Below are 23,200 nucleotides of genomic sequence, written 5' to 3' on the forward strand. Positions count from 1 at the left end.
TGCCGTTCCCCGGTGTCCTCCCGGGCCCGCCGCCACGGCGGCCGCGTCGCTGACCATGCGGCGGTAGATGATGTCGGACAGGCGTCGTTTCAGGGCGCGCATCGCTTCCATCGATGTCTTGCCGGAGGCTTTCTTCCGGTCGAAGTAGGCGACGAGGCAGCACTGACCGGTGCGCTCGATGACACGAACAACGAAGCAGCCAACGGTTGGTTCGAGTATCCGCTGGCAGGCGTGCCCACGCTGGTTATCCGGCTGGCGCAGTCGCCCGCATCGAAACGCTGCTGGACCTGTAGCGACCCGGGGAGCACCAAGCCGCGCGTGTCCGGATCTGCCACTGGTCGAGCACCGACATTCCGGCAGTCCCTGATCTGGCGCCCGCGCCGCAGGACTGCCCGTATCACGAACGCACGCACCTGGTCGTACGAGCAGTCAACAGGTAGCCGCGATCCGCAGGCGAGGGAAGCAGCACAGCCGCTACAAGGCGTGGCGGCCTGCACGGTGGCAGGCATCCGGACATGCCGAGTTGAGCGCGTCGTCACGTGCAGCACCACGGTGACGTTGAACCTGAAGGTTCAGTGTCGTAAAGTGAACTACATGGTTCACCAACAGGTCCTGGACCGGGTGTTCGCCTCTCTGGCCGATCCGACCCGCCGAGGCATTCTGATCCGGCTCGGCGACGGCCCGGCCACCATCGGCGAACTCGCCGAGCCCACCGGGATGAGCCTGACCGGCATGAAAAAGCACGTTCAGGTGCTCGAAGATGCCGGACTCGTCGTCACGGAGAAGGTCGGCCGGTCACGTCAGTGCCGCCTCGGCGTTGCGCCTTTGGATGAGGCGATGGCCTGGATCAGCTTCTACCAACGGCTCTGGGCCCGCCGCCTCGACGGTCTCGACGCCTACTTCACCCTCCAGCCCGGCCCGAAGGGACAGGATTCATGACGCTCGACATGCGGATGACGCGGCAACTGGCCGCGACACCCGAGGAGGTCTTCGACGCGTACACGGACGCCGAGAAGCAGAAGATCTGGTTCACCATCCTCGACGAGCAGCCGGGCATCGTCGAGATCGAGGTCGATCTGCGGGTTGGCGGACAGCAGACTGCGGTGTGGGGACCCAGCCCCGACATGCTGTTCCGGGAGACGCAGACATTCCTTGAGATCGACCGCCCGCACCGGCTCGTCACCGAGTCCACTGGCGCCAGCCCGGACGGCATGACCATGACGACCCGCATCGAGGTTACTTTCGAAGAGAAGGATGGCGGCACCCTGATGACCGTCGTCCAGAGCGGCTTCCCGGTGCCCGAGGTCCGTGACTTCTTCGTCAGCGAGGTGTGGCTTGGTGCATTCGCCCGTATCGAGGCGTTCCTGACCCGTCAGGGCGGAACGGCGCCTGCTGATGTCTAGGCTCTCTCGGCCGGCGGTCGTCGCTCTCGGCGGCGTCACCGCTGTGGTGGTCAATCTCATCGTCTACGGCGTCGGGCGAGCAGCTGGCGGCACGTTCCAATTCACCTCCGCCAGCGGACCGGCCGAGGTCGACGCCGTCACCGTCGCCGGTTTCAGCGCAATACCGCTGCTGATCGGCCTTGCCGCCGTCGCCCTGCTGGCACCGCGTGCTGCCTGGATCGTCCGGGCCGCCTTGGCCGTCGGCCCGGTGCTGGCGGTCGGCACGATCGCCCTCATGACCCTGCCCACCGACTTCGACACCCCGAGCAAGGCCACCCTGGCCCTCTGCCACCTGACACTCGTCCCGATCACCATCGCCGCCGTGGTCGCCATCGGCCGACGAGTGGCGTCCAATCGCGCCACGAAAGCGACACCCACCTGAGCCGCACGGCACGCCGGAAGGAGATCCGGGGTGCGGGCGCTGGACCTGGACCTGGATCGGCTCAGGTCCAGCGCCCAGGTGATCATCGCCAGGTCATATCGATCTGGCGCTGGATGGTGACGTAGCCGGCCCGGGCGAAGGCGGCCGCCATCGGCGTGTTGCCGACGTCGGTGGCTGCCCGGATCCGCGGTACGTTCTGCGCTGCGAGCACGCTCGTACCCATGGCCAGGATGTCGTGGATGTGGCCGCGGCCGCGATGCGCGGGCACCACTGCGAGGTACGCGATGATCGGGTTGTAGCCGTTGTGCGCGGGGATGACGAACCCGACCGGTTCTCCGTCCGGAAGCGTCGCGATCCGCCACCAATCGTGTGGGCTGGCGTAGCGTTCGAGCTCGTTCTGGTACTGCTCCTGAGCGGCCTGGCGGGCGGTCATGCGGGCCAGGTCGTCGCGACGGTGCGCGTCGAGGGTGCCGTCGAGCACGAGCGTCATCAGCTCGATGAGCTCGCCCTCGTTGCGAACCGGTCGGAAGACGAGCCGCCCGCTGAGCTCGGGGATGGGCGTGCCGGGTCGCCATTCCAGACGCAGCCGTTCGACGAACAGCTTGGCTCCGACACGTTCGAGTGCGCCCATCCGGTCCTCGAGGCCCTGACGGGTGTGGTGGTGGTTGCGCCAGTCCGTCGGGAGGAACCGGCCGTACTCAGGGGGTGTCGCGCCGGCGGGGACCACGGCGGGCAGTGCGGCCGTCAGCAGCCGCACACCGTCGTCGACGTCACCGTCGATGTCGAAGATGTCCATCAACAGCGCGTGCTCGTCCCCGGGACGCGACCACCATCCGGCCCGGGCCACCACGCGATCACCGCGTAGCGCGAGCCACAGCCATTCCGGGCGGCGGCGACCGGCCGCCAAGTCACTGCCGAGTTCTTCGTTGAGGACGTACGGCAAGCTGTTGAACAGGTCTAGCTCATCGGGCCCGGTGATGGGGCGCAGGGTCAGATCATGCTGGTGCAACGTCAAGGCAGTCTCCATCTGGAGGCGCCCGCCCGCTCCGGGGTCAGCTCAGCTGGTCACCCGGGAGGACACGAGCGCGGTGTGCGTGGCGTACATGGCTCAGCCCTCCTTCCTTGTAGGTTCGGCTGCCAGTTCTAATCAACGCGTCCTTTGCCCGCAACCCATTAGCCGAGCACCTGGACAGGGTGTGTCACTGGATCGGCTCCGTGCCGGCGGGACCGATCAGTACCATGACCCGCGCGGCTCGGGCACGGCCATGCCGCTGGCCCCGCGCCTACCAGCCTCAGGTGCACGGATCCGCCGCGATCCGCGCGCTACGCAGGGTTACGCGACCGCTCGGGCTCGCGGTGCGGATCTGCCGGGAAGCGGCTACCGGTTCCGATGTTCGGCCCGTCATGCCGGTTGCGGGGTGCTGCCTGGTGCGTTGTGGGAGACGTCCCGCGACAGTTGTTCGACCCGGCGGAGGCGGCCATCCGGGGTGAGCTCACCGAACATGTGGATCTCCGTCGCGATCACCTGGCCGCGACGCATCACAGCGGTCAGCGTGTAGCGAGCGGCGACCTGCCCGCCGGAGATCAGCGCATCGTGGACCTCGACGTGGATCTGCGTGGCGTTGCGTCGGCCGACCTTCACGTGGGCCAGTAGCCGCTCCTTGTCCAGGGGTATGCCGTCGTTGCGGAGCACGAAGTCGTCGGTGTGGTAGCGGCCGAACACGGCTGCCGGGTCCTCGTCGCCGAACGTGAGTTCCTGCGGGTAGCGGGTCAGGTACCCGACCAGGTCGTCGGCGGGCGTACGGAAGGGTTGCTGAGCCACGACGGCACCTCCACGCTATCTTCGACATGTGTGTCCAAGATAAGCGTGATGCTTAGGCTTGCCAACCGTGGCCGAACCTGTTGCACCCCGAAGCCGTAAACGGCGTCTCGATGCTGAGCGCAGCCGCGCCGCGGTGCTGGACGCGGCGATCGCCGTGCTGGGCCGACGACCGGAGGCGAGCATCGAAGAGATCGCCGCGGCCGCCGGCGTCGTGCGGCAGACGGTCTACGCCCACTTCCCATCCCGTAAGGCCCTGCTCGGCGCCGTGATCGAGTACCTCACGGCGGAAGTCGCAAGAACGCTGGACGCACTCGACCTGACGACACCGCCCGCGGACGAGGCACTACGCCGGTGGTTGACGGCCAGCTGGGGCATCATCGAGCGCTGCCCCGTCCTGCTCACTCCCGCCATCGCGGATGCTGCTGCGCCCGGCGACGAGTACGACCGGCACCGGCCCGTCACCGCACCACTCATGGACCTCCTCCGTCGCGGTCGGCGCATCGGTGTGTTCGAGGCGCGCCATCCCGACGAATGGATCGTCACCGCCGTCATCGCCCTGGGTCATGCCGCCGGAGGGCAGGTCACAGCCGGTCGGATGAGCCCGGATGAAGCCGGAGCGGCCTATCGCGACAGCGTCTTGCGGCTGGTCCTCAGGCAACCAGTCACCGAGGACGGTTGACCCGGCGCGGCAACCGCCCCGCGCTGCACGACAGCCTTCCCCGAGTTCTCGGGCGGCTGGTCCGGTCTCCGGATCGCCCGCAGATTGAGCGTCACGGAACACGACGAGGAGCGGCGGCGGCCCGGTTACGGTCCTGGCCGATGACAGCGTGTCCTGGCTCGCGTACGTTGGCGCCGTGGCACCCCACTGGATCTCGGGATGCGATGCCGACGCGAAGGCCTGACGATATGCGTGAGCGGAGTTTCGCTGGTATGCGGTTGATCTCCGCGGAGGATGTCGCGTCGACGATGTTCACCGCGGCCATGGACGCTCTCGAGGCGGCCTTGCTCGCCGGCTTCGACCCGGAGAACGATGCACCGCGCTCCACGATGTCGACCGCCGCGGGCGAGATCCTGCTGATGCCGTCCACGCTGGGCACCTTCTCCGGGGTCAAGCTGCTGTCCAGCACACAGGGCAACTCGGTTCGCCACCTGCCCCTGATCCAGGGCGCCTTCGTTCTGTTCGAGGGTCCCGGGCAGCGGCCGGCCGCCATCATCGACGGCAGCGCCCTCACCAACCTGCGCACCCCTGCCGTCTCCGCGCTCGCCGTGCGCCATCTCGCCCCGGCACCGGCCGCCCCCGAGCGGCTCACCGTTTTCGGCACCGGCCCGCAGGCCCGCGGCCACGCCCTCGCCCTGTGCGAAAGTCGCGACATCGCGCAAGTGGCTCTGGTGGGCCGCAACCCCCGCGCCGCGGAGGAGATCGCTGCTGACATCGCCGAAACGGGCACGCCCACGGCCGTTCACGCCCTCGACGACTGCGCGGAGGCCGTTGCCCAAGCGGACATCATCTGCACCTGCACCTCCGCATCCACCCCGCTCTTCGACGGAACCCTGGTCAAGGACGACGCCGTCGTCGTCGCCATGGGCTCGCACCACCCCGACGCACGCGAGACGGACGACGCCCTCGTCACCCGGTCGAAGGTTGTCGTGGAGTCGCGCACCAGCACCTTGCGGGAGGGTGGCGACGTCGTTGTCCCGATCAGCACCGGAGTCCTCGACGCCGAGATCCTCACGCTTGCCGACGTGGTCACCGGGCGGGCGGCGCTCCCCGCTACCGGCCCGCGGCTCTTCAAAGGAACCGGGATGCCCTGGGAGGACCTCGTCGTGGCCGTGCAGATCTACCAGCCGAGCAACACGAAGGAACACCCTGGGTCAGCCACGGCGCGGTGGCTTTCCACGGACCGGGCGGTGACCGGCGAACGCGGACTCGAGCACCCCTTCGCCGCCGGTCACCGCCGGCAGCATCCGGTGTAGCTCCTGAGCGTCCGCCGCGGTCAGAACCGCCACGATCACCATCTCGTCCGCGCGTGCCACCTGGTTTTCCACCATGGCCCCCAGCTTGCTGAGCAGGCTCAGCACCCCGCTGAGTGTGCGCGCCGGCACCTCAAGGGTCACCCGGGCCAGCGGTTCGCAGACCACCGTCCCGCCGGCGGCCAGCGCCTGCGCCACGACGATCGGCGTGAGCTTGCGAAAATCCTGTGCCGTGCTCGTCGGCCCGCGCAGCGACGGCGGCCCGTCGGCCACGCTGTAACCCGAGTCGGTCATCGTCACCACGCAATCGGTCACCGGCCATCCGTACGGACCGGCCGTAAGCGCGTCGCGTACGTAGTCGCCCATCGCCTCCTGGAACAGCTCCAGCGTCCGGTAGACGTAGAGCGGCGCTAGGAGAGCCCTGAACAATCCCGTTCTGAGGTCCGGGCGTCAGCGATGGTGACGGGGAAGGCTTCTCAATGGCCGTGATGCGGCAGTCAGGTCACAGCGTGAAGCTGGACAACGAGCTTGCCTTCCCCGTCATGGACAAGGGTGCGCGGTTGGTGCGGGCGGGTCAAGCCAACGTCCACGTGCCGCGCCGGTGGTGCAGTCCGAGGTTGAGCAGGCGGCGGAGGTTGAGTGCGGCCATGCGGTGGTGTAGCCAGAGGTCGTTGGCGTCCACGCCGCGGTAGCGCAGTCTGCGGCATCGGCCTTTCGGGCCGATCAGCCAGGCGATGGAGCGTTCGACCATGGGCCGGTGCCGACGGTAGGTGGCTTGCAGGTCGGGTCTGGCGGCCCAGTCTGCGCGGGCGGCGCGTAGCAGCCGGTCGTGCGGGTGCAGGGTCAGGCTGCGGCCGGTCTTGGCGGTGGTGCAGCTCTGCCGCAGCGGGCAGCCGCGGCAGGCGGCGCCGAACGTGACGGTGCGGCTGGCGGTGATCGGCCGGGTGATGCCGTTCGGGCAGGTGACGGTGCCTGCCGTCTCGTCGACGGTGAAGTCGTCGAGGGTGAATCCGCCCGTGACCGCGGGGCGCAGCGGCGCCGGTTTGATGATCGCGGTGTGCCCGGCCTGGTCGAGGGCAGCGCGGGCGTCGCCGGTGCCGTAGGCCGAATCGCCCAGTACCTCGAACCCGTCCGGTGGACTGTCCTCGATGTCGTTGTCGAGCAGGCCCAGCCCGACGACGGCTTCGTGGTTGGCCTCGCCCGCAGCTTCGGTCATCTCACCGGCGGTGAACAGGCCGCTGTCCGGCTCGACCGCGACGTGGCCCTTGTAGCCGTCCTGACGGTGGTGCACGGTCTTGTGCACGTGCCGGGCCTGCGGGTCCACGACGGAGATCACCCGCTGTTCGGCGACCCGGCGGGCGATGCGCCATCTGCCGTCGGTGCCATCGGAGCCCTCGGCGGGTTCGACGTCCTGTCCGGCCACCAACGCCAGCAGCGCGAGGGCCTGCGCGGCCCGGGAGTCCAGCTCCGCTTCGGCCAGCGCCTCGACGATGGTGTTCGCGTTGTTGACCAGCGCCGAGACGAGCCCGTCGCGGGCTGTCTTGTCGTCCCAGGCGATCCGCGGCTTGCCGGGATCGTCCCAGTCATGGGCATGGCAGTGCTGCGCGATCAGCTCCGCGGCGCCGGGCACCTCACGGCGCACCCTGCGCACGGCCGCGATCAGCTGCGTGACCGTGTCCTGCGTGGCGACCGCGTCGTCGAACACGACCGAGTCCAGGGCCCGGCGGGTCTTGCCCTTGAGCACTCCCGTTTCGGCGATGACCTGACGGACCGCTTCGAAGATCCGCTCCGGGCGGTCCGAGGCACGCAGCCGGTTACGCCACACCGTCAACGTCGTCGGATGGAACCCCTCATGATCAATCGGCAGCCCGCACGCGACCTTCCAACGCAGGTCACAGCGCAACGAAGCCATCGCCTCACTGTCGGACAGGTCCTGCAACGTCTGCAGCACCAGCACCGAGGCGATCACCTCACCGGGCACCGACGGACGGCCCCGCCCCGACGGGAACAGGTCAGCGAACAGCCCATCGGGGAAGACCTCACCACGATGCCCGGCCAGGAACGCGTACACACTGCCCGCCGGCACCAGATGACCTACCAGCGCCGACGTATCAAACAGCTCACGATCAGACGAACAACCCTGCACCCACCAATAATAGACAGTTATCTATTATTGAGCCAACTCCGACACACCGAATTGTTCAGCGGTCTCCTAGGCGGTAGTCCACCGGCACGTGCACCGTCACGCCAGAGCCGGGCGGCCCCGGCTCAACCCGCAACCCGATCGTGGCCTGATAGGGATTCGACGGCGTGTTCAGCCGCTCCAGCCCCTCGCCGGTCGCCTTCGGCCGCTCCACGCACAGCGTCGTGGTCTGCAGGAAGTCCGCGTCGACACCGAAGTCGGCGGCCAGGATCGTCTGGATGACCTCCTTCTGCACCTCGCCGTACAGCGACACCGCCGTGCCGTCACGCTCGTCCGCGCGTACGTTGATCAGCGGATCCTGCTCGGCCAGCAGCATCAGCGCCGAGCGCAGCCGCCCGCCGTCTCCTGGGCGGCGGGCAACGGCGACAGCTTCCAGCATCGGCGGCGCGAAGTGCTGGTCCATCTGGGTGACGCCGTCGCCCAGGGTGTCTCCGACCCGGACGCCCGCCAAGCCGCGCAGCGCCGCGAGCTGGCCCGCCGTCACCGTGTCGCGCCGCACCCACACCCCGTTCTCGAGCATGTGGATCGCCGTGATCCGGTCGCGGCCACCGGTCGGATGATCGCGCACCCGCAGCTCACCGTCGAACATGCGCACGTAGGCCACCTTCTCGCCGGCGTGCCCCCGCTCCACCTTGAAGATCCGGCCCCGCAGCGGCCGGGCGGGCTCGCCGGCGGCCGTGGGCAGCAGATCCACCAGGCCCGCCATCAGCTCGTCCACCCCGGCTCCCGTGATCGCCGAACCCGCGAACACCGGGTGCACGGCGCACCGAGCCGTCTGGGCCGCCAGTGCCGCGCGCAGCCGCCGGGCCGTCACGCTCGCCTCATCCTCGACGAACTCCCGCAGCAGCGCGTCGTCCACGGTGCTCAACGCGTCGGCCAGCGCCTCGGCGGGTGCGGTGGGCACCACCGTCACGTCCAAACGCCGCGCGATCTCCGCGTAGACGCGCCGCGCGTCGGCACCGGTCCGATCCGTCTTGTTGATGAAGATCAGGGTGGGTACGCGCAGCCGTCGCAGCGCCCGCATCAGCAGACGGGTCTGCGGCTGGACGCCCTCGACGGCGGATACGACCAGCACAGCCCCGTCGAGCACGCCGAGCACCCGGTCCACCTCGGCGATGAAATCAGGGTGCCCGGGCGTGTCAATGATGTTGATCTCGGTGCCGCCGATGCGCAGCGATGCGACCGCGGAGCGAATGGTGATGCCCCGCTGGCGCTCCAGCGCCAGGGAGTCTGTCTGCGTCGTGCCGTCGTCGACGCTGCCGAACTGGTCGATGACCCCGGCCGCGTGGAGCAGCCGTTCGGTCAGAGTGGTCTTGCCGGCGTCAACATGCGCCAGAATCCCGAGATTGAGAGTGCGCACAGCGCGCAGCGGATACGACGACAAACGGCACGTCCTTCGAGCGAATGGGCAACCGGGCTCCGAAAGAGGTGACCGTCGCTCGCATGCCTGCTCCCTGCTCGATGGACGTAACTCGTGTGCCACGAAACCACATCACGCCCTCCGCGCGCGACCGAGTTATCCCGTTCACCCGTGAGTTGACTGATCCCGCGCGAAGGTCCAGCCCGTACCGACTGCCAGGCGACAGGCACGACGCCGAGGATCTGGTCGCCGGCCGAGGCCGGACTGTGGTCGAGTTCTTCGACGAGGCCGCCGAACCGCTCGGATATCCGCCGTGATCGGGCACCTGTACGAGCAGCCTGCGGGCCATGCAGCGGCAACCGGTGGCGCGTCACCATCCGCCGGGACCGGGCCGACAAACAGTCCGGCCGGCGTATCGGTGATCGAGCGCGTCGCCGGCGCACTGTCATCGGCCGTTCCGCGCACACTCAGCGGCAGACGAATGCACGGGCGAGGTCGGTTCGTCAGCGAGTAGACGCGACACCGTGCGCGCCGATAACCTGACGTCCGGCCGTGGCATTGCGCGAGGAGGTGAGCACCGTGAACGTTGTATCGATGTGGGTGCTCCCCTCGTCGTCACGGTCGGGCGATTGATGCAGACGTCGCCCGGGAGCGTCTGGACACGGCACTCCCGAGAGGTGACACCCTATGGATTCTGCGCACTTGTTTAGCGGCACCGGCAAGCATGCCGCTGCCATCACGCGGATCGCGGAGCGGCAGTGGCACGCTCTGGAGGACGACCAGGTGGTCGGCCGCGGCGAGGTGTCCCACCGTCCCGACGGGCGGCTCTTCCTCAGCATCGACGCGTGGCACGACGTGGTCTTCGACCGGCTTGCCGACACCATGCTGGCGGACCTGCCGAGGCCGCTGTACACCGTCGTCGACGAGGCCGACCTCGACCTGATGCTCCAGTGGGAACGAGCCGGCTTCGCGCCCCGCCGCCGCGAGTGGGAGTACGTCATGCCCACCGACCCACGGATCACGGGACTCGGCTCGGCGTCACCGCCACACGGCGTGGCAACGTTGGCCGTTGGCGAGGCCGAAGAGGGTCTGCTCCACGCATTGGACCGCGTCATCCGCGACGAGATCGACACCACCGTCGGGTGGCAAGAGATGCCGGCGGAGGTGGTGTCCGGTCCGGACGGCCCGCCCCGACCGGACCGGGCGACGTACGCCGTGGCGGCGACGTCCGATCAATATGTGGGATTGATACGCGTCGTGCCGCTTGCGCGGCAACCACGGATCGGTCTGATCGCGGTCCGGTCCGATCAGCGGCGCCGAGGTATCGCTCGGGCGTTACTGGCCGAGGTGCTGGGTTCGGCCCACCGGCGCGGGATCGCGACGGCGTCGGCGGATGTCAACCAGTCCAACGGCGCGGCGATCGCGCTGTTCGAAGGCATCGGCGCCCGGCGTACGGGCAGCAACCTGGAGCTGGTGCTGCGGTGACGTTCTCTCCTCGACCCAACCGTCTTCGAACGGAGTACTAGGAAACATGGCCAAAGCTAACGGCGGCATCCAACTCGAGGGCACCGTTCTCGAATGTCTTCGCAACGCCACCTTCAGGGTGGAGCTCCAGAACGGGCACAAGGTGCTGGCCCACATCAGCGGGAAGATTCGGAAGAACTACATCAAGATCCTGCCGTTTGACCGCGTGCTCGTGGAGATCAGCCCGTACGACCTCGACCGCGGCCGGATCCTTTTCCGCTACCGCAACTGACTACCGGCGTCCATCGGACCGGAACGTCTCGGCAGGTAGGACAGGCACCTCGCTGAGCAGCACGACGGTGGCATCCGTGCTCGGGGCCCGAGCCTCGTCACGGATGCCGCCGTCGTCTCTCCTTGGCCGGATCCGACGCGCACATCGCCATGAGTGCGGATGTCTGCGGTGACGATCGCGCCCGGGGTACGTCGGTGACAGATTTTGCTGCGCCCGCACCCCCGCCTCGCAAGCGGTGCGCGCGTCCGCTGGTCTAGGGTCTCTAGGTGGTCATGAACGCGCAGGATGTTGTGGGCGTGATCGAGTCAGACCCGGGAGCGATGAGGGTCCTTCGGGCCGCGGCCGGCCTTGGATTGCCGGACTGGTGGATCGGTGCCGGCTTCGTACGCAACCGCGTCTGGGACGCGATCAGCAACCTCCCGGGCGCACCGGAGCGCGACGTGGATGTCGCCTACTTCGACCCGGAAAAGCGGGACCCCCGCGAGGATGCGCGCGCCGAAGCCCGGGCCAGAGTGGCCCTGCCTGGGGTGCCGTGGGAGATCCGTAATCAGGCACGGATGCATCTGCGCAACGGCGATGAGGCCTACACGTCCGCGCTGGACGCGATATCGCGCTGGCCCGAAACGGCAACATGCGTCGCGGTTACTGTGCGGGGCGACTCCGTTCGCCTGGTGTCCTGCCATGGGCTGGCTGACCTTGTGGGGATGGTTGTCCGTCCCTCTCCAGCCTTCGACAACGCAGCGGGCCGCGCGACGGTACAGCGCCGCGTCGAGGTCAAGGGTTGGCTCGACCGATGGGCTGGACTGCGGGTGGAGATCTAGTGTCGTGAGTCGTTAATTCGGCTGCAGATAGTAGGCTGTGGGGGTGGCTGGTCGTCCTCGTGGTCTTGTCGAGCTGACTGATGATGAGCGTGCGTGTCTGACCCGGTGGGCGCGGCGGGGTAAGTCGTCACAGGCGTTGGCGTTGCGGTCGAAGATCGTCCTGTTGTCCGCCGATGGGCTGGTCAATACCGATGTCGCGCAGCGGCTTGGTGTGTCGCGGGACATGGTGGGCAAGTGGCGTAGCCGGTTCCTGGCGCGCCGGTTGGAGGGCCTGGTCGACGAGCCGCGGCCTGGGGCGCCTCGCCGGATCAGCGACGACCAGGTCGAGGAGGTCATTGTTCGTACGCTGGAGCAGCAGCCGGCCAATCAGGACAGTCACTGGTCGACACGGTCGATGGCCAAGGCCACCGGGCTGTCGCAGACCGCGGTGTCGCGGATCTGGCGGGCGTTCGGCCTCAAGCCGCACCTGGTGGACACCTGGAAGCTGTCGGCGGATCCGCTGTTCGTGGAGAAGGTCCGTGACGTGGTCGGCCTATACCTGGATCCGCCGGTGAAGGCGATGGTGCTGTGCGTGGACGAGAAGTCGCAGATGCAGGCCCTGGAGCGGACCCGGCCGATGCTGCCGATGATGCCCACGGTCCCGGCCCGACAGACCCACGACTACGTTCGTCATGGTGTGGCGAGTCTGTTCGCCGCGTTCGACGTCGCCACTGGCACGGTCATCGGGCAGGTCCACCGCAAGCACCGTCACCAGGAGTTCCTGCGCTTCCTCAAGGCCATCGACGCGAACACCCCCGCCGAGTTGGACCTACACCTGGTCCTGGACAACTACGCCACCCACAAGACCCCGGCCGTGCAGCGATGGCTGGCCGCGCATCCCCGCTTCCACCTGCATTTCACCCCGACCTCGGCGTCCTGGCTGAACCTCGTCGAGCGGTGGTTCGCCGAACTGACCAACCGGAAACTGCGCCGATCCAGCCACCGGAGCCTCGCCGAGCTCGAAGCCGACGTCCGCGCCTGGATCGACGCATGGAACGCCGACCCGAAGCCCTTTGTCTGGACCAGGACCGCCGACGACATTCTCAACAGCGTCGCCACCTACTGTGGCCGAATTAATGACTCATGACACTAGCGCTCGCGCCACGCGAACCGGCCGTTCGCCCCTGGTGATCGCCTGTCCGTTGGATGGGACGTCAGCTCGTAGCGGCCCGGGAGATTCGTCTCGATGAATATCTTTGCTACCATCCCCGTTGGAGCCGCCAAGCGAGGTAGGCAGGACGACAGACGTCGCCTGCCGCCACGGATCGTTCACATCGATCGACGCATGTCCCCCGGGTTGGGCATCCCGGGCGACGAAAACCGGCGTCGGCGGATCAACCGGAGCATCGATGAAACTCTCACGCACAGCACGCCGTCTTGGACTCGGCGCGGTCACCGTACTCCTCGCCGCGTTCACGATGGCCGTCATCAACCAGGCCGGCCCGGCCTCGGCGCACGGATCGGTAACCAACCCGCCCTCCCGCAACTACGGATGCTGGGAACGCTGGGGTTCCGACCACCTCAACCCCACCATGGCCCAGACCGACCCGATGTGTTACCAGGCCTGGCAGGCCAACCCGAACACGATGTGGAACTGGAACGGCCTGTACCGCGAGAACGTCGGCGGCAACCACCAGGCAGTGATCCCTGACGGACAGCTCTGCAGCGGCGGCCGCACCCAGGGCGGCCTGTACGCCTCGCTCGACGCGGTCGGCGCGTGGACGGCGAAGCCGATGCCGAACAACTTCACCCTGACGCTGACCGACGGCGCTCGGCACGGCGCCGACTACATGCTGATCTACATCACCAAGCAGGGCTTCGACCCGACCACCCAGCCCCTGACCTGGGGCAGCCTCGACCTGGTGCTCCGCACCGGCAGCTACCCGACCACCGGCCTCTACGAGGCCCAGGTGAACGCCGGCAACCGGACCGGGCGGCACGTCGTCTACACGATCTGGCAGGCGTCCCACCTCGACCAGCCGTACTACATCTGCAGCGACGTGATCTTCGGCGGCGGTAGCAACCCGCCCCCGACCACCCCGCCGCCCACCACCCCGCCGCCCACCACGCCGCCGCCGACCACCCCGCCGCCGACCACCCCGCCGCCGACCGGCAACGGTGCCTGCACCGCCACCTACCGCAAGACCAACGAGTGGGCCGGCGGCTTCGGGGCCGAGGTCGCCGTCCGGGCCGGCAACACCGCCATCTCCGGGTGGACGGTGAGCTGGACCTGGCCCAACGGCCAGGGCATCACCAACTCCTGGAACGCGTCGATCACGTCGAGCGGATCGTCGGTCACCGCCGCGAACGTCGGCTACAACGGCAACCTGAGTGCCAACAGCAGCACCACCTTCGGATTCAACGGCTCGTGGAGCGGCACCAACTCCGCACCAACCCTCAGCTGCACGGCCAGGTAACAGCAGGCACGACGGGGGCGGCGCCGGCCGGCGCCGCCCCCACGCCATCGGGGCGCGGTGTACGCGGACGAGCCACTGTCATGACCATGCCCGCTGGGTGCGGCGCCACCGCTGGGGAGTGATGCCGTAGCGCTCCCGGAAGCGGCGGACGAGATAGGTGGCGTCGCGCAATCCGGTTCGGGCGGCCACGGCATCAAGCGGCAGGTCGGTCTCGCGCAACATCCGCCGTACCTCGATCATGCGCCGTTCCGTGATCCAGTCGAGCAGGGGGCGACCGGTGCGCCGGCGGAGCACGGTCGTGAGGTGCCCCGGGGTGTAGCCGAGAGTGCGGGCCACATCGGCGGCGGAAACCGGTTCGCGAAACGCCGCCTCGATCTCGGCGAAGACCCGCTCGACGAGTGCGTCCGGCGTGACCGGAGCGCCCGGCGCCAGGCGCGCGGCCGCGACCAGAAGCCGGGTGAGCAATGCGGCGACGGCTTCGTGGGCGCCGAGACGGCCCGGGTCGGCGAGTTCCTCGGCCAGGTCCGTCAGCCACGCCGACCAGTTCGCCTGGTCGGGCTCGGCGATCCGAACGTAACCCGCGTCGGAGGCGAACAGAGCGAGGAGTGGATGGTGCGCCCAGGCCAGTGGGGAGACCGCCGACAGGGCGGGGACGGCGTCCGGTGTGAACGCGACCGACCACGCGCGGCCGAGGGCGAGCTCGGGCCCCGCCGCTACGTTGATGACCTGCCCGGGCGATACGGCGTGGACCTCGCCAGCGCGCAGTGACCGTGCGGCGCCGTCGACGGTGAACGAGCCCGTGCCCTCCTCGACATACATCAGGACGAAGAAGTCGTGGGCGTGCCGGCGCTCCGGAAGGCTCGGGTGGTGGGCGGCTTCGGCGTCGACGTGGATCACGGAGACCGCAGGGAAACCGGGGCGCTCCCGGTAGCGGTAAACCGGCGTCCCGTCGGCGCGCACCCTGCCCAGCCTCGACGCGACTTCCGGCACCTCACTGACCGAAGAATGTCCCATGGTCCCCACGGTAACTCCTGCACGATAACCGCAGATTGTCCAAGACTTGAAGGTGCGACAACCGGTCCGTGACGGGCCGCCACCACGCGCACAGGAGGGCATCCATGCCAGCGTCGAACCAGGTACGCATCCTCGACCAGCGAGCCCCGCACGATCGGGACCGCCCGTTCCTGCCCGGCGCGGGAAAGCCCTGGCTGCTCCCGTTCTACGACGCCTTCTCCCGGGTGGCCGGCGTGCGCGCACTACACGACCGTGCGGTCGAACTCGCCGACATCACGCCCGGCCAGACGGTCGTCGACGTCGGTTGCGGCACCGGCAACCTGACCTTCGCCGTGCTCGCAGCACAGCCGAGCGCGCGGGTGACCGGCCTCGACCCCGACGCAGACGCCCTGCACAGAGCAGCACGCAAGGCGCGCCGCCGCAACGTCGCTCTCACCCTCGTCCAGGGATATGCCGACCGGATCCCCGCCGACGACGCCTCGCTCGACCACGTGGTCTCGTCGCTAGCTCTGCACCACATCGACGACGACGGTCGAATCGCCTTCGCGCGCGACGCGCTGCGCGCTCTCCGGCCGGGCGGAAAGGTCACCATCGTCGACTTCGGCGGCCCGGCATCCAGCGCCGAGACCGACGATCGCCCACCACACCGCCATGACCACAGCCCGGTCCACGCCCTGCGGCACCTGACCCGCCTCCTGCGTTCCCGGGTGGCGCACAACCCGGTCCTGGCCCGCAACCACGGCAACGGCATCGTCACACTCCTGACCGACGCCGGGTTCGGCGACGCCCGGGAGGTCGCGCACGCCGACCACAGGTTCGGCCGGGTCACCTTCGTGCAGGCGACGCACCCCTCGAGTTGAACCCGATGGCGTGTCGACAGCCCCACCACCACCCGACGGCAACGGTTCGATGCCGCGGTCCGGTACCGCCACCAGCGTCCGCTCATCGGCTACTTGCTACTGATCCACGCCCGGCCGGGGCTCTGGTCGGTTGTGCGGGAACCTGTGTGGTGACCTGGCCGGTCGGCGGCGTCTGGCGGAGCCGACGCACGCTGCCGCAGCGGCGTCCCGGTCACACATGCCGGGGCCGCCGCTACGCAGGGGTCCTGCCGCGGCTGGCCTGGGTTAGGAGGCGCGGCCGGCCTTGAGTGCCGCCGCGGTGTCGACGACGCGTCGGGCCTGGTAACGGGCCGCTTCCAGAACCACATCGCCGGGCGGTCCATCGGCGGTCACGTGGGAGGTGCCGTAAGGATTGCCGGTCCGGAACTGGACAGGGTCTGTGTAGCCGGGGGGCACGATGACGCCGCCCCAGTGGTAGAAGACGTTCCCCAGCGCCAGGATGGTGGACTCCTGTCCGCCGTGAGCAGTGTTGGACGCCGTGAACGCCGAGTACACCTTGTCGGCGAGTCTGCCCTGGTACCACAGGACGCCTGTGGTGTCGATGAACGCCTTGAGTTGGCTGGCTACGTTGCCGAAGCGCGTTGGGGTGCCGAACAGTACCGCGTCGGCCCAGGCCAGATCTTCGGGGCTGGCCTCGGAGACGTCGGCAGTGTCCTGGATGCGCTGGGCCCACTCCGGCCTGGCGTTGATCGCGTCCGGTGCCGCCAGTTCGGCGACCTTGCGCAGTCGCACCTGCGCGCCGGCCTTCTCCGCGCCGTCGGCGGCGGCTCGCGCCAGGGCGTGCACGGCCGGTGGCGCTGTAGTAGATGACTGCGACCTTCACAGGTTCCATGGTCGGTCTTCTTCCTTCGCGGCTTCTGGTGATGCCCCCGGGGGCCGCGGCGGGGCTGTGTGCTGTCTGCTCACAATTGCCGGCAGGATGGCCAGCGCGGTGGCCCGCTGGATGGGGTGTTCGTCTGAGTAGTACGACGACCTGACCCGTCGGAATGTGAGGTGGCGCGCCGAGCTCACAGTTCGGCGCGATGTTTCGTCGAACTGTGAGGGCACATGCGACCAAGGGAGTCGGCGACACCATGAGCACCCGATCCGAGCCAGGAGACGGCCGGTTCGATCTGAGCTTGAGCGCGGTCATGAGCGAGCGACGTAGGCTGATCAGTCTCGCGTACCGGCTCCTCGGCTCTCTGGCCGACGCCGAGGATGTCGTCCAAGAGACCTACGTCCGCTGGTGCGCCATGTCCCCACAGCAGCAGGGAGCCATCGACTCCCCCGGCGGCTGGCTCACGACTGTCGCCACTCGCATCTGCCTCGACCTGCTGGACTCGGCGCGGGCCCGCCGGGAGCGCTACGTGGGCGAATGGATCCCGGAGCCGTTGCCCGAACGCACGGATTGGATCAACGGGGGGTCGGGCGGCGCCGCCGTCGACCCGGCCGACCGGGTCAGCCTCGATGAGTCGATCAACATGGCCTTCCTCGTCGTGCTCGAATCGATGACCCCGGCCGAGCGCGTCGCATTCATCCTGCACGACGTCTTCCGCTACTCCTTCGCCGAGGTGGCAGAGATCGTCGGCCGTACCCCTGCGGCATGTCGCCAGCTCGCCTCGTCGGCCCGCCGTCGCCTTCGCTCGTCGCAGGCCCCGCCGACCCCGGCGGCACAGCGCGCCGGCATCGTCAGGGACTTCAAACGGGCATGGGAAGCCAAGGACATCGCCGCCCTCATCGGCCTCCTCGACCCCAATGTCACCGCGATCGGCGACGGCGGCGGCCTCGTCAGCGCCGAGCTCCGCCCAATCGAAGGCGGCGAGCAGGTCGCACGCGTCTTTGTCGATGTCGCCAGCAGGGCACCACACCTGACGATCCTTGAGCGGACGGTCAACGGCCAGCCCGGCCTGGTGGCTCAGCAGGATGGCGTCACGGTGACGGTGATCGCGTTCGACATGGCAGGCGACCGGATCACGCACATCTGGGCAGTCCGCAACCCGGAGAAGCTTCGGCCGTGGACGACGGGCTGATGCCGCATCGGGTGTGGTCAGTCGGCTGACCGGAGGCGACAACTGCCAGTTCCCTGTGCCGTGTGAACGCCGATCAGGGGTTCCTGGCCTGCCGCACAACTTCGGCGTTGTCGCGTCAACCGGATCATCGGGGACGAGGAAGCCCTGGCGGGTTCGTGAGGGCTGATCCAAGCAGGTCTACGAGCGCCTGCCTGCCGGGTGGAGCGCAATGCAGTGTGACCGCGGCCGTCGGCTGCCCGACAGCCACCGAAATCCGGGCCGCAGCTGCGCCCCTCAGGGCCACGTACAGCGCGCCGTGCTCGGCCCTGCATGCTCTGCCAATGCGACAACTCACAGTTCTGGGAGGTTGCGGCGCCTACCCGGAGCCGGGTCGGGCCTGCAGCGGCTTCCTGCTCGAATGGGACGGTTTCCGCTTGGTGCTCGACCTCGGCTACGCGACCCTGCCGCGTCTGCTCACCCACTGCCCGGACGCCGACGTGGACGCGGTGGTCATCACACACGAGCACCCCGACCACTACATCGACCTGCACGGGCTGTTCCGGATCTACCTCTACGGCCCGACACGTGGTCGCCGACTTCCGCTGTACTGCCCTCCCGGCGTGCCGTCCCGGCTTGCCGCCCTGGAACCCGAGGTGAACCTGGATCGAGTGTTCGACATCCACCACCTGCCCGGAACCCATCAGGTCGGCCCGTTCACCGTGAACGGCATGCTGCTACCGCACTATGTGCCAAATGTCGGCATCCGGTTGCAGACCACCGGCTTCGCGCTCGCCTACACCGGCGACACCGGCCCGCACGAACGCCTGACCGAGCTCGGCAAAGACACCGACCTTTTCATCGTCGAGGCCACCGACCGCGCCGGGGAGACCCAGCAATCCCAGCGCAACCTCCTCACCTCCGGCGAAGCCGGCCAATGGGCAGCCCGAGCGGGCGCACGCCGCCTGATGCTCACCCACTTCTGGCCGGGCAACAACAGGAGGGCCGCCGTCGAGTCGGCCCGCGTCGGCTTCGACGGCGAGGTGCTCACCGCGGAGGAGGACCTGGTCATCCCGCTCGACACCAGTCCGCCGGCCCGATCCGCCCGGACGCCCTGAGCGGACATCAGGCGTGCCTGCGGCCGACCTGCTCATCTCGCCTGGGCAGGTCACGTCCGCGGTGCAGACCGGGTGCGTGAGGCTCGGTGCGTTGTCCAGTTTCCGGTTCGTTGTCAGTCAACCTGAGGCTGTACGGGCTGGGTCAAAGCCCGGACGAGGCGCTGGCCGTCAGGCCACGCGCCGAACCCGGTTTTGGAGTCCAGGTGCCCGACCGCGCCCGCGTCGAACAGCTCCGAGGCCCAGTCCCGCGCGTACGCTTCGAACTGCTCAAACGTGGCATGCGGGTCGTTGTGACTGGCGACCAGGATCGAGCGGAAGGGCAGTGGCTCACGTGGCACGTGACCGATGAAGACATCGACGGTCTCGCCAGGACCGGGAGTCCAGCCCGGATCCAGGTACGGTGGCGTGACCAGCAGGGCGCCACAGACGGGACCGACGTGTTGGCTGGCCCAGACGGCGACGGTCAGGCAGCCCGCGCTGTGCGCCACAAGGACCGCCGGCTCACTGTCGGCGCTTATCGCAGCATGCAGCGCCGCGACCCGTTCGGTCGCGACGTACGGTGGCCCGGGTGGTTCGGGCGCCCATCGGTACTCCGGGCGGTCCCTGACCCAGCTACGCGACCAGTGGTCGGCAAGCGGCACTCCTCGACCGGGCACGACCAGGTAACGCGTCATGCTCGGGAGAGTAGCGCGACCCTGCCCCGGCCTTGTGCAGCGCCAACGGCCATGGCTCACGTTTGACGACCGTCATGACGAATCCGAGCACGCTGAACGCCACGACGACCATTCTGCGGCCGAATGGCAGATCAGGTGCACGCTCACTGCCGCCGACCGTGCCGGCTGGAAGTCATGTGCGGTCCTCACCGACCAACGGGCGGCGATCGCGTGGAACCCGCAGCACGGCGAGCTGTTCATCGGGCCCGCGCTCAGTCCACGTCGGCCGGGATCGGGTCGAACGACGTTCCGTCCGCCGGGCCTACCTCGTGCAACCGCGCGTCCCGCACCAGGTACACGAAATTGTGCCGAATCCGAGCGGCGAAGTCGGCCCGCTGCTCGTCGGTCCAGTCGTCGCGGTGGGTGCGGGGATACCCGGCATGATCCGGCTCGGTCAGCAGCCGGACCACGTAGACGGCGTTGGCGCGCACCTCGATACGCCAGCGGTCGTCGGGCCACTCGCCCTCGGCCTCGATGACGCCGTCGACGACGTGGTCGAAGGTGAACCTGTCCAGCGCGGGCGGATACACCCGGCCGGGCACCGGGTCGACCCGCTCGCGCGCGACGGTGGCGTCCTGCTTCAGGAACGTGTGCACCAGGTACCCCATCCAGAGTTCGGCACGGTAGAACTTCTCGCGCTCGTTCCAGGCGATCGCGGTGCCGTCAGCGGTCGGCGCCCACTTGCACCAGTACCCAGGCTTGCTGGGGTCTGGATCCCTGGCGTCCTCGATCTCGTCGCCGTAGCCGAGGGCGTAGGGGCCGGTGGACCGGGGTTCGTGTCTGGTCTCGGCGAACGCCAGCAGGTAGTCGATTTCGTGCTGGTTCAGCGGAGGAGCGATCGTCACCTGGCCGGTGAACTTGGTCTCGTAACCCACGGCGGTTTCCTTCCACAAAGCGTCCGGATCCTCGGTTTCGAGGCTGAGGCCTTGCCTGTCGGCGGCGTGGCAGCGCAGGAGCCGATCGCAAGATCTGAAATCGGCGAAGGTATCCGCTTCTGCCGCGAAGAACTCGTCACGGACGCGTACCGGATCGCGGGCGCCTGCATCCGGACGTAGCCGATGTGCGTGCGGGGGGCTTGAGGGGCTGCAACGGCGATGAGTTTCGTGCTGCCGTCCCGTCTGTACTCCGTGCACCCGACCTCCCGACTCACCGGGAAGTGTCATGACCGCTACGTACAGGAGGCAAGCGTGAAACTTCTTCTCACGTCCGCAGGCGTCCAGAACCCGAGCATCCGCGATGCGCTGGTCGACCTGCTGGGCAAGCCGATCGCCGACTCCAGTGCCCTCTGCATCCCTACGGCGGCCCACGCCATGGGCGGGCCTGCCTCGGCCTGGCGCTTCATCACCGGGCAGACGCCGCTACCCATGTGCGACCTGGGCTGGAAGTCGCTGGGCGTCCTCGAGCTGACAGCGCTGCCCAGCATCGGCGAGCAGCGGTGGATCCCCTGGGTTCGGGAGGCTGACGTCCTGCTCGTGGCCGGCGGCGATGCGACATACCTGTGCCACTGGATGCGGCAGTCCGGGCTGGCGGACCTCCTGCCGTCGCTGCGGGACACCGTCTGGGTGGGGTTGAGTGCGGGGAGCATGGTGCTGACCCCCCGGATCGGTGCGGAATTCGTCGAGTGGCAGCCCGCCCCCGACGACCGCACATTGGGGGTCGTCGACTTCTCGATCTTCCCGCACCTAGGTCTCGAGCCGGACAACACCATGGCTGGTGCCGAGAAGTGGGCGGCCGAGATCACCGGTCCGGCGTACGCAATCGACGACCAGACGGCCATCAAGGTGACCGACGGCACCGTCGAGGTCGTCTCCGAGGGACACTGGAGACTGTTCCCCGCGTAGCCGCGGCCAACAGTGATCGGCGTGGCGAAGCGCCCGCTCATGCCGCGATCAGGGCGGTGGCCGTCAGGCGTCGAGATACAGGAGGATCGCCAGCACCCGGCGGTTGTAGTCGGAGTCGTGCGGCAGGTCCAGCTTGTCGGAGATGCTGTTGATGTGCTTTTCGACTGTGCTGAGCGAGACGTGCAGGCGTCTCGCGATGGCCTGGTTGGCGTAGCCGTGGGCGAGGTACTCAAGGACCTGGTGTTCGCGAGGACTCAACCGGGCCAGCGCGTCGACGTGTGTGGTGCGGGCGAGCAGTTGCCGAACCACCTCGGGATCGAAGGCGCTCCCGCCTGAGCCGACTCGCTGCATTACGTCGAGGAACTCGGCGACCTCGGAGACCCGATCCTTAAGCAGGTAGCCCAGGCCTCCGCTGGCACTGGCGAGCAGCTTTGCGGCAGCACCCGGGTGAGCTGACGGAACCAGCGCACCCCGTCGGGGTCGAGCCCATTGACCGGCTCGTCGAACATCAGGATCTCGGGATCGCCGAGCAGCGCCGCAGCGATCCCGAGCCGCTGACTCATACCGAGCGAGAGCGTGCCGGCCCGTCTGCCGGCCACGGATTCGAGGCCAACCAGCCCGATGACCTCGACCACCCGCCGCTTCGGAAGACCGTTGCTGCGAGCCTGCGCCCACAGATGCGCACGGACCCTCCGCCGGGATGAACGGCCCGGGCGTCAAGCAGCGCGCCGATGACCCGCAGCCGGTCCTTGAGGTCGGCGTAGCGCACCCCGTGCACCAACGCCGCCCCCGCGGTCGGATGGTCGAGACCCAGGACCATCCGCATCGTCGTCGACTTCCCGGCACCGTTCGGCCCAAGGAAACCGGTCACGGCTCCGGGTCTGATCGACAGCGTCAGGTCATCGACCGCGACCTTCGCGCCGTAACGCTTGGTCAGACCGTTCAGAGTGATCATGCCTGTCGACGCTAAGCTCGCTGGACGCCCGCAACCACCGGGACGGCCGTAGACCCTCATGGCGGAAACCCGTAACTGCGAGGCAACCGCACCGCGGCCGGCACGTCGATCTGACCGCGGCTGCCTAGGGGGCCCGCTCGTCGCCTACCCGCCTCGGCAGGGCAGTTGAGGGCGCCGCTCGCCTCGCGAGCCACCCGAGTGCGCGATCAAGCATGCGGATGTGGCGATCCAAGCTGCCGCAGTTTCCGGATCGTCAGCAGACCGCCCTGGTGAGTCAACACGCCGACGCCGGTGTTGGCCATGGCGAGCCCAGACGCGACGAGCAACCCCGGCTCGACACTCATCACATCGCTTGCGACCAGCAGGACTGGCCATCCCACAGCAGCGGCGATGAGAGACAACCGCCACCAGCGTCCAAACAGAAGGCCGAACACGATCAGTGCCGGGATCACGACGACCTCC

24 protein-coding genes and 2 pseudogenes are annotated in these 23,200 nt (G+C 68.5%); 14 read left to right on the plus strand and 12 right to left on the minus strand.

The genetic code is table 11. The features are described from left to right. Positions 1-594 precede the first annotated feature (594 nt). The 3 genes from EV376_RS24200 to EV376_RS24210 are packed head-to-tail and all read left to right on the plus strand — an operon-like array spanning position 595 to position 1,824. Complete coding sequence (locus tag EV376_RS24200; protein WP_130328833.1) at positions 595-939, plus strand: metalloregulator ArsR/SmtB family transcription factor; 345 nt, start codon at positions 595-597, stop codon at positions 937-939. Further along, positions 936-1,403, plus strand: a complete 468-nt coding sequence (locus EV376_RS24205; protein ID WP_130326864.1) for an SRPBCC family protein — start codon at positions 936-938, stop codon at positions 1,401-1,403. Before EV376_RS24200 ends, EV376_RS24205 begins: the two co-directional genes overlap by 4 nt. Next, complete coding sequence (locus EV376_RS24210) at positions 1,396-1,824, plus strand: DUF6069 family protein (RefSeq protein WP_130326866.1); 429 nt, start codon at positions 1,396-1,398, stop codon at positions 1,822-1,824. Before EV376_RS24205 ends, EV376_RS24210 begins: the two co-directional genes overlap by 8 nt. Positions 1,825-1,906: 82 nt before the next feature. Here the strand turns inward: EV376_RS24210 and EV376_RS24215 are convergent, their stop codons facing one another. Both EV376_RS24215 and EV376_RS24220 read right to left on the minus strand, forming a co-directional pair. Beyond that, positions 1,907-2,839, minus strand: a complete 933-nt coding sequence (locus EV376_RS24215; RefSeq protein ID WP_207228371.1) for a GNAT family N-acetyltransferase — start codon at positions 2,837-2,839, stop codon at positions 1,907-1,909. Positions 2,840-3,226: 387 nt separating this feature from the next. After that, a complete protein-coding gene (locus EV376_RS24220) occupies positions 3,227-3,646 on the minus strand; it encodes a nuclear transport factor 2 family protein (protein ID WP_207228373.1) in 420 nt (139 codons plus the stop codon). A 67-nt stretch (positions 3,647-3,713) separates the two neighbouring features. Between EV376_RS24220 and EV376_RS24225 the strand changes: the two genes are divergently transcribed. Next, on the plus strand, positions 3,714-4,325 hold the full coding sequence (locus EV376_RS24225) for a TetR/AcrR family transcriptional regulator (RefSeq protein ID WP_207228375.1): 612 nt from the start codon (positions 3,714-3,716) through the stop codon (positions 4,323-4,325). Positions 4,326-4,576: 251 nt separating this feature from the next. Beyond that, positions 4,577-5,620, plus strand: coding sequence for an ornithine cyclodeaminase family protein (locus EV376_RS24230; RefSeq protein WP_130326872.1), 1,044 nt, complete (start codon positions 4,577-4,579; stop codon positions 5,618-5,620). Here the strand turns inward: EV376_RS24230 and EV376_RS24235 are convergent. From EV376_RS24235 to EV376_RS24245, 3 genes are all read right to left on the minus strand, one after another. Further along, positions 5,519-5,983, minus strand: a complete 465-nt coding sequence (locus tag EV376_RS24235) for a hypothetical protein (RefSeq protein WP_130326874.1) — start codon at positions 5,981-5,983, stop codon at positions 5,519-5,521. The genes EV376_RS24230 and EV376_RS24235 overlap by 102 nt on opposite strands. 208 nt (positions 5,984-6,191) lie before the next feature. Beyond that, positions 6,192-7,763 carry an IS1182 family transposase gene (locus EV376_RS24240; protein WP_130326876.1) on the minus strand — a complete coding sequence of 524 codons (1,572 nt, stop codon included), beginning with the start codon at positions 7,761-7,763 and terminating at the stop codon, positions 6,192-6,194. 55 nt (positions 7,764-7,818) lie between these two features. Continuing rightward, positions 7,819-9,303, minus strand: coding sequence for a GTP-binding protein (locus EV376_RS24245; RefSeq protein WP_486482781.1), 1,485 nt, complete (start codon positions 9,301-9,303; stop codon positions 7,819-7,821). Between the two features lie 564 nt (positions 9,304-9,867). On the opposite strand from EV376_RS24245, the gene EV376_RS24250 reads away from it, so the two are divergent. From EV376_RS24250 to EV376_RS24270, 5 genes are all read left to right on the plus strand, one after another. Further along, positions 9,868-10,665 carry a GNAT family N-acetyltransferase gene (locus tag EV376_RS24250; RefSeq protein ID WP_130326878.1) on the plus strand — a complete coding sequence of 266 codons (798 nt, stop codon included), beginning with the start codon at positions 9,868-9,870 and terminating at the stop codon, positions 10,663-10,665. A 46-nt stretch (positions 10,666-10,711) separates the two neighbouring features. Next, on the plus strand, positions 10,712-10,936 hold the full coding sequence (gene infA, locus EV376_RS24255; RefSeq protein WP_130326880.1) for a translation initiation factor IF-1: 225 nt from the start codon (positions 10,712-10,714) through the stop codon (positions 10,934-10,936). 272 nt (positions 10,937-11,208) lie between these two features. Next, positions 11,209-11,757, plus strand: coding sequence for a nucleotidyltransferase family protein (locus EV376_RS24260; RefSeq protein ID WP_486482925.1), 549 nt, complete (start codon positions 11,209-11,211; stop codon positions 11,755-11,757). Positions 11,758-11,794: 37 nt separating this feature from the next. Next, positions 11,795-12,883 (plus strand): IS630 family transposase, encoded by a 1,089-nt coding sequence (locus EV376_RS24265; protein ID WP_165438083.1) that lies wholly within the window; start codon positions 11,795-11,797, stop codon positions 12,881-12,883. Between the two features lie 262 nt (positions 12,884-13,145). Further along, positions 13,146-14,213, plus strand: a complete 1,068-nt coding sequence (locus tag EV376_RS24270) for a lytic polysaccharide monooxygenase (protein ID WP_130326884.1) — start codon at positions 13,146-13,148, stop codon at positions 14,211-14,213. Positions 14,214-14,291: 78 nt separating this feature from the next. Here the strand turns inward: EV376_RS24270 and EV376_RS24275 are convergent, their stop codons facing one another. Continuing rightward, positions 14,292-15,227, minus strand: a complete 936-nt coding sequence (locus EV376_RS24275; RefSeq protein WP_130326886.1) for a helix-turn-helix domain-containing protein — start codon at positions 15,225-15,227, stop codon at positions 14,292-14,294. Positions 15,228-15,331: 104 nt separating this feature from the next. On the opposite strand from EV376_RS24275, the gene EV376_RS24280 reads away from it, so the two are divergent. Continuing rightward, a complete protein-coding gene (locus EV376_RS24280) occupies positions 15,332-16,087 on the plus strand; it encodes a class I SAM-dependent methyltransferase (RefSeq protein ID WP_130326888.1) in 756 nt (251 codons plus the stop codon). Positions 16,088-16,351: 264 nt separating this feature from the next. On the opposite strand, the pseudogene wrbA reads toward EV376_RS24280, so the two are convergent. Next, positions 16,352-16,958: pseudogene (gene wrbA / locus EV376_RS24285) on the minus strand (NAD(P)H:quinone oxidoreductase). Positions 16,959-17,199: 241 nt separating this feature from the next. On the opposite strand from wrbA, the gene sigJ reads away from it, so the two are divergent. After that, positions 17,200-18,135: an RNA polymerase sigma factor SigJ gene (sigJ, locus tag EV376_RS24290; protein ID WP_130326890.1), complete on the plus strand. Its 936-nt coding sequence runs from the start codon at positions 17,200-17,202 to the stop codon at positions 18,133-18,135. 215 nt (positions 18,136-18,350) lie between these two features. Continuing rightward, a complete protein-coding gene (locus EV376_RS24295) occupies positions 18,351-19,229 on the plus strand; it encodes an MBL fold metallo-hydrolase (protein ID WP_486482782.1) in 879 nt (292 codons plus the stop codon). Between the two features lie 113 nt (positions 19,230-19,342). On the opposite strand, the gene EV376_RS24300 is transcribed toward EV376_RS24295, so the two are convergent. Beyond that, positions 19,343-19,903, minus strand: a complete 561-nt coding sequence (locus tag EV376_RS24300; protein ID WP_130326892.1) for an alpha/beta hydrolase — start codon at positions 19,901-19,903, stop codon at positions 19,343-19,345. Positions 19,904-20,154: 251 nt separating this feature from the next. After that, positions 20,155-20,817 carry a hypothetical protein gene (locus EV376_RS24305; RefSeq protein WP_207228377.1) on the minus strand — a complete coding sequence of 221 codons (663 nt, stop codon included), beginning with the start codon at positions 20,815-20,817 and terminating at the stop codon, positions 20,155-20,157. A 312-nt stretch (positions 20,818-21,129) separates the two neighbouring features. Between EV376_RS24305 and EV376_RS24310 the strand changes: the two genes are divergently transcribed. After that, the gene (locus EV376_RS24310; RefSeq protein WP_130326894.1) at positions 21,130-21,783 is read left to right on the plus strand and encodes a Type 1 glutamine amidotransferase-like domain-containing protein; all 654 of its coding nucleotides are present in this window, start codon (positions 21,130-21,132) and stop codon (positions 21,781-21,783) included. 63 nt (positions 21,784-21,846) lie between these two features. On the opposite strand, the gene EV376_RS24315 is transcribed toward EV376_RS24310, so the two are convergent. The 3 genes and pseudogenes from EV376_RS24315 to EV376_RS24325 all read right to left on the minus strand — a co-directional run bounded on the left by EV376_RS24315 (position 21,847) and on the right by EV376_RS24325 (position 23,190). After that, complete coding sequence (locus tag EV376_RS24315; RefSeq protein ID WP_486482783.1) at positions 21,847-22,092, minus strand: response regulator transcription factor; 246 nt, start codon at positions 22,090-22,092, stop codon at positions 21,847-21,849. A gap of 128 nt (positions 22,093-22,220) precedes the next feature. Then, positions 22,221-22,738, minus strand: a pseudogene (locus EV376_RS24320) (ATP-binding cassette domain-containing protein); the annotation flags it as partial. A gap of 206 nt (positions 22,739-22,944) precedes the next feature. Continuing rightward, a complete protein-coding gene (locus EV376_RS24325; RefSeq protein WP_130326898.1) occupies positions 22,945-23,190 on the minus strand; it encodes a hypothetical protein in 246 nt (81 codons plus the stop codon). Positions 23,191-23,200: the final 10 nt, after the last annotated feature.

The organism is Micromonospora sp. CNZ295 (assembly GCF_004217535.1).

Coding starts and splice junctions, on each gene's coding strand:
- EV376_RS24200 (WP_130328833.1), top strand. CDS start 595: ATGGTTCACCAACAGGTCCTGGACCGGGTGTTCGCCTCTCTGGCCGAT.
- EV376_RS24205 (WP_130326864.1), top strand. CDS start 936: ATGACGCTCGACATGCGGATGACGCGGCAACTGGCCGCGACACCCGAG.
- EV376_RS24210 (WP_130326866.1), top strand. CDS start 1,396: ATGTCTAGGCTCTCTCGGCCGGCGGTCGTCGCTCTCGGCGGCGTCACC.
- EV376_RS24230 (WP_130326872.1), top strand. CDS start 4,577: ATGCGGTTGATCTCCGCGGAGGATGTCGCGTCGACGATGTTCACCGCG.
- EV376_RS24235 (WP_130326874.1), bottom strand. CDS start 5,983: ATGGGCGACTACGTACGCGACGCGCTTACGGCCGGTCCGTACGGATGG.
- EV376_RS24250 (WP_130326878.1), top strand. CDS start 9,868: ATGGATTCTGCGCACTTGTTTAGCGGCACCGGCAAGCATGCCGCTGCC.
- infA (WP_130326880.1), top strand. CDS start 10,712: ATGGCCAAAGCTAACGGCGGCATCCAACTCGAGGGCACCGTTCTCGAA.
- EV376_RS24260 (WP_486482925.1), top strand. CDS start 11,209: ATGAACGCGCAGGATGTTGTGGGCGTGATCGAGTCAGACCCGGGAGCG.
- EV376_RS24270 (WP_130326884.1), top strand. CDS start 13,146: ATGAAACTCTCACGCACAGCACGCCGTCTTGGACTCGGCGCGGTCACC.
- EV376_RS24275 (WP_130326886.1), bottom strand. CDS start 15,227: ATGGGACATTCTTCGGTCAGTGAGGTGCCGGAAGTCGCGTCGAGGCTG.
- EV376_RS24280 (WP_130326888.1), top strand. CDS start 15,332: ATGCCAGCGTCGAACCAGGTACGCATCCTCGACCAGCGAGCCCCGCAC.
- sigJ (WP_130326890.1), top strand. CDS start 17,200: ATGAGCACCCGATCCGAGCCAGGAGACGGCCGGTTCGATCTGAGCTTG.
- EV376_RS24300 (WP_130326892.1), bottom strand. CDS start 19,903: ATGACGCGTTACCTGGTCGTGCCCGGTCGAGGAGTGCCGCTTGCCGAC.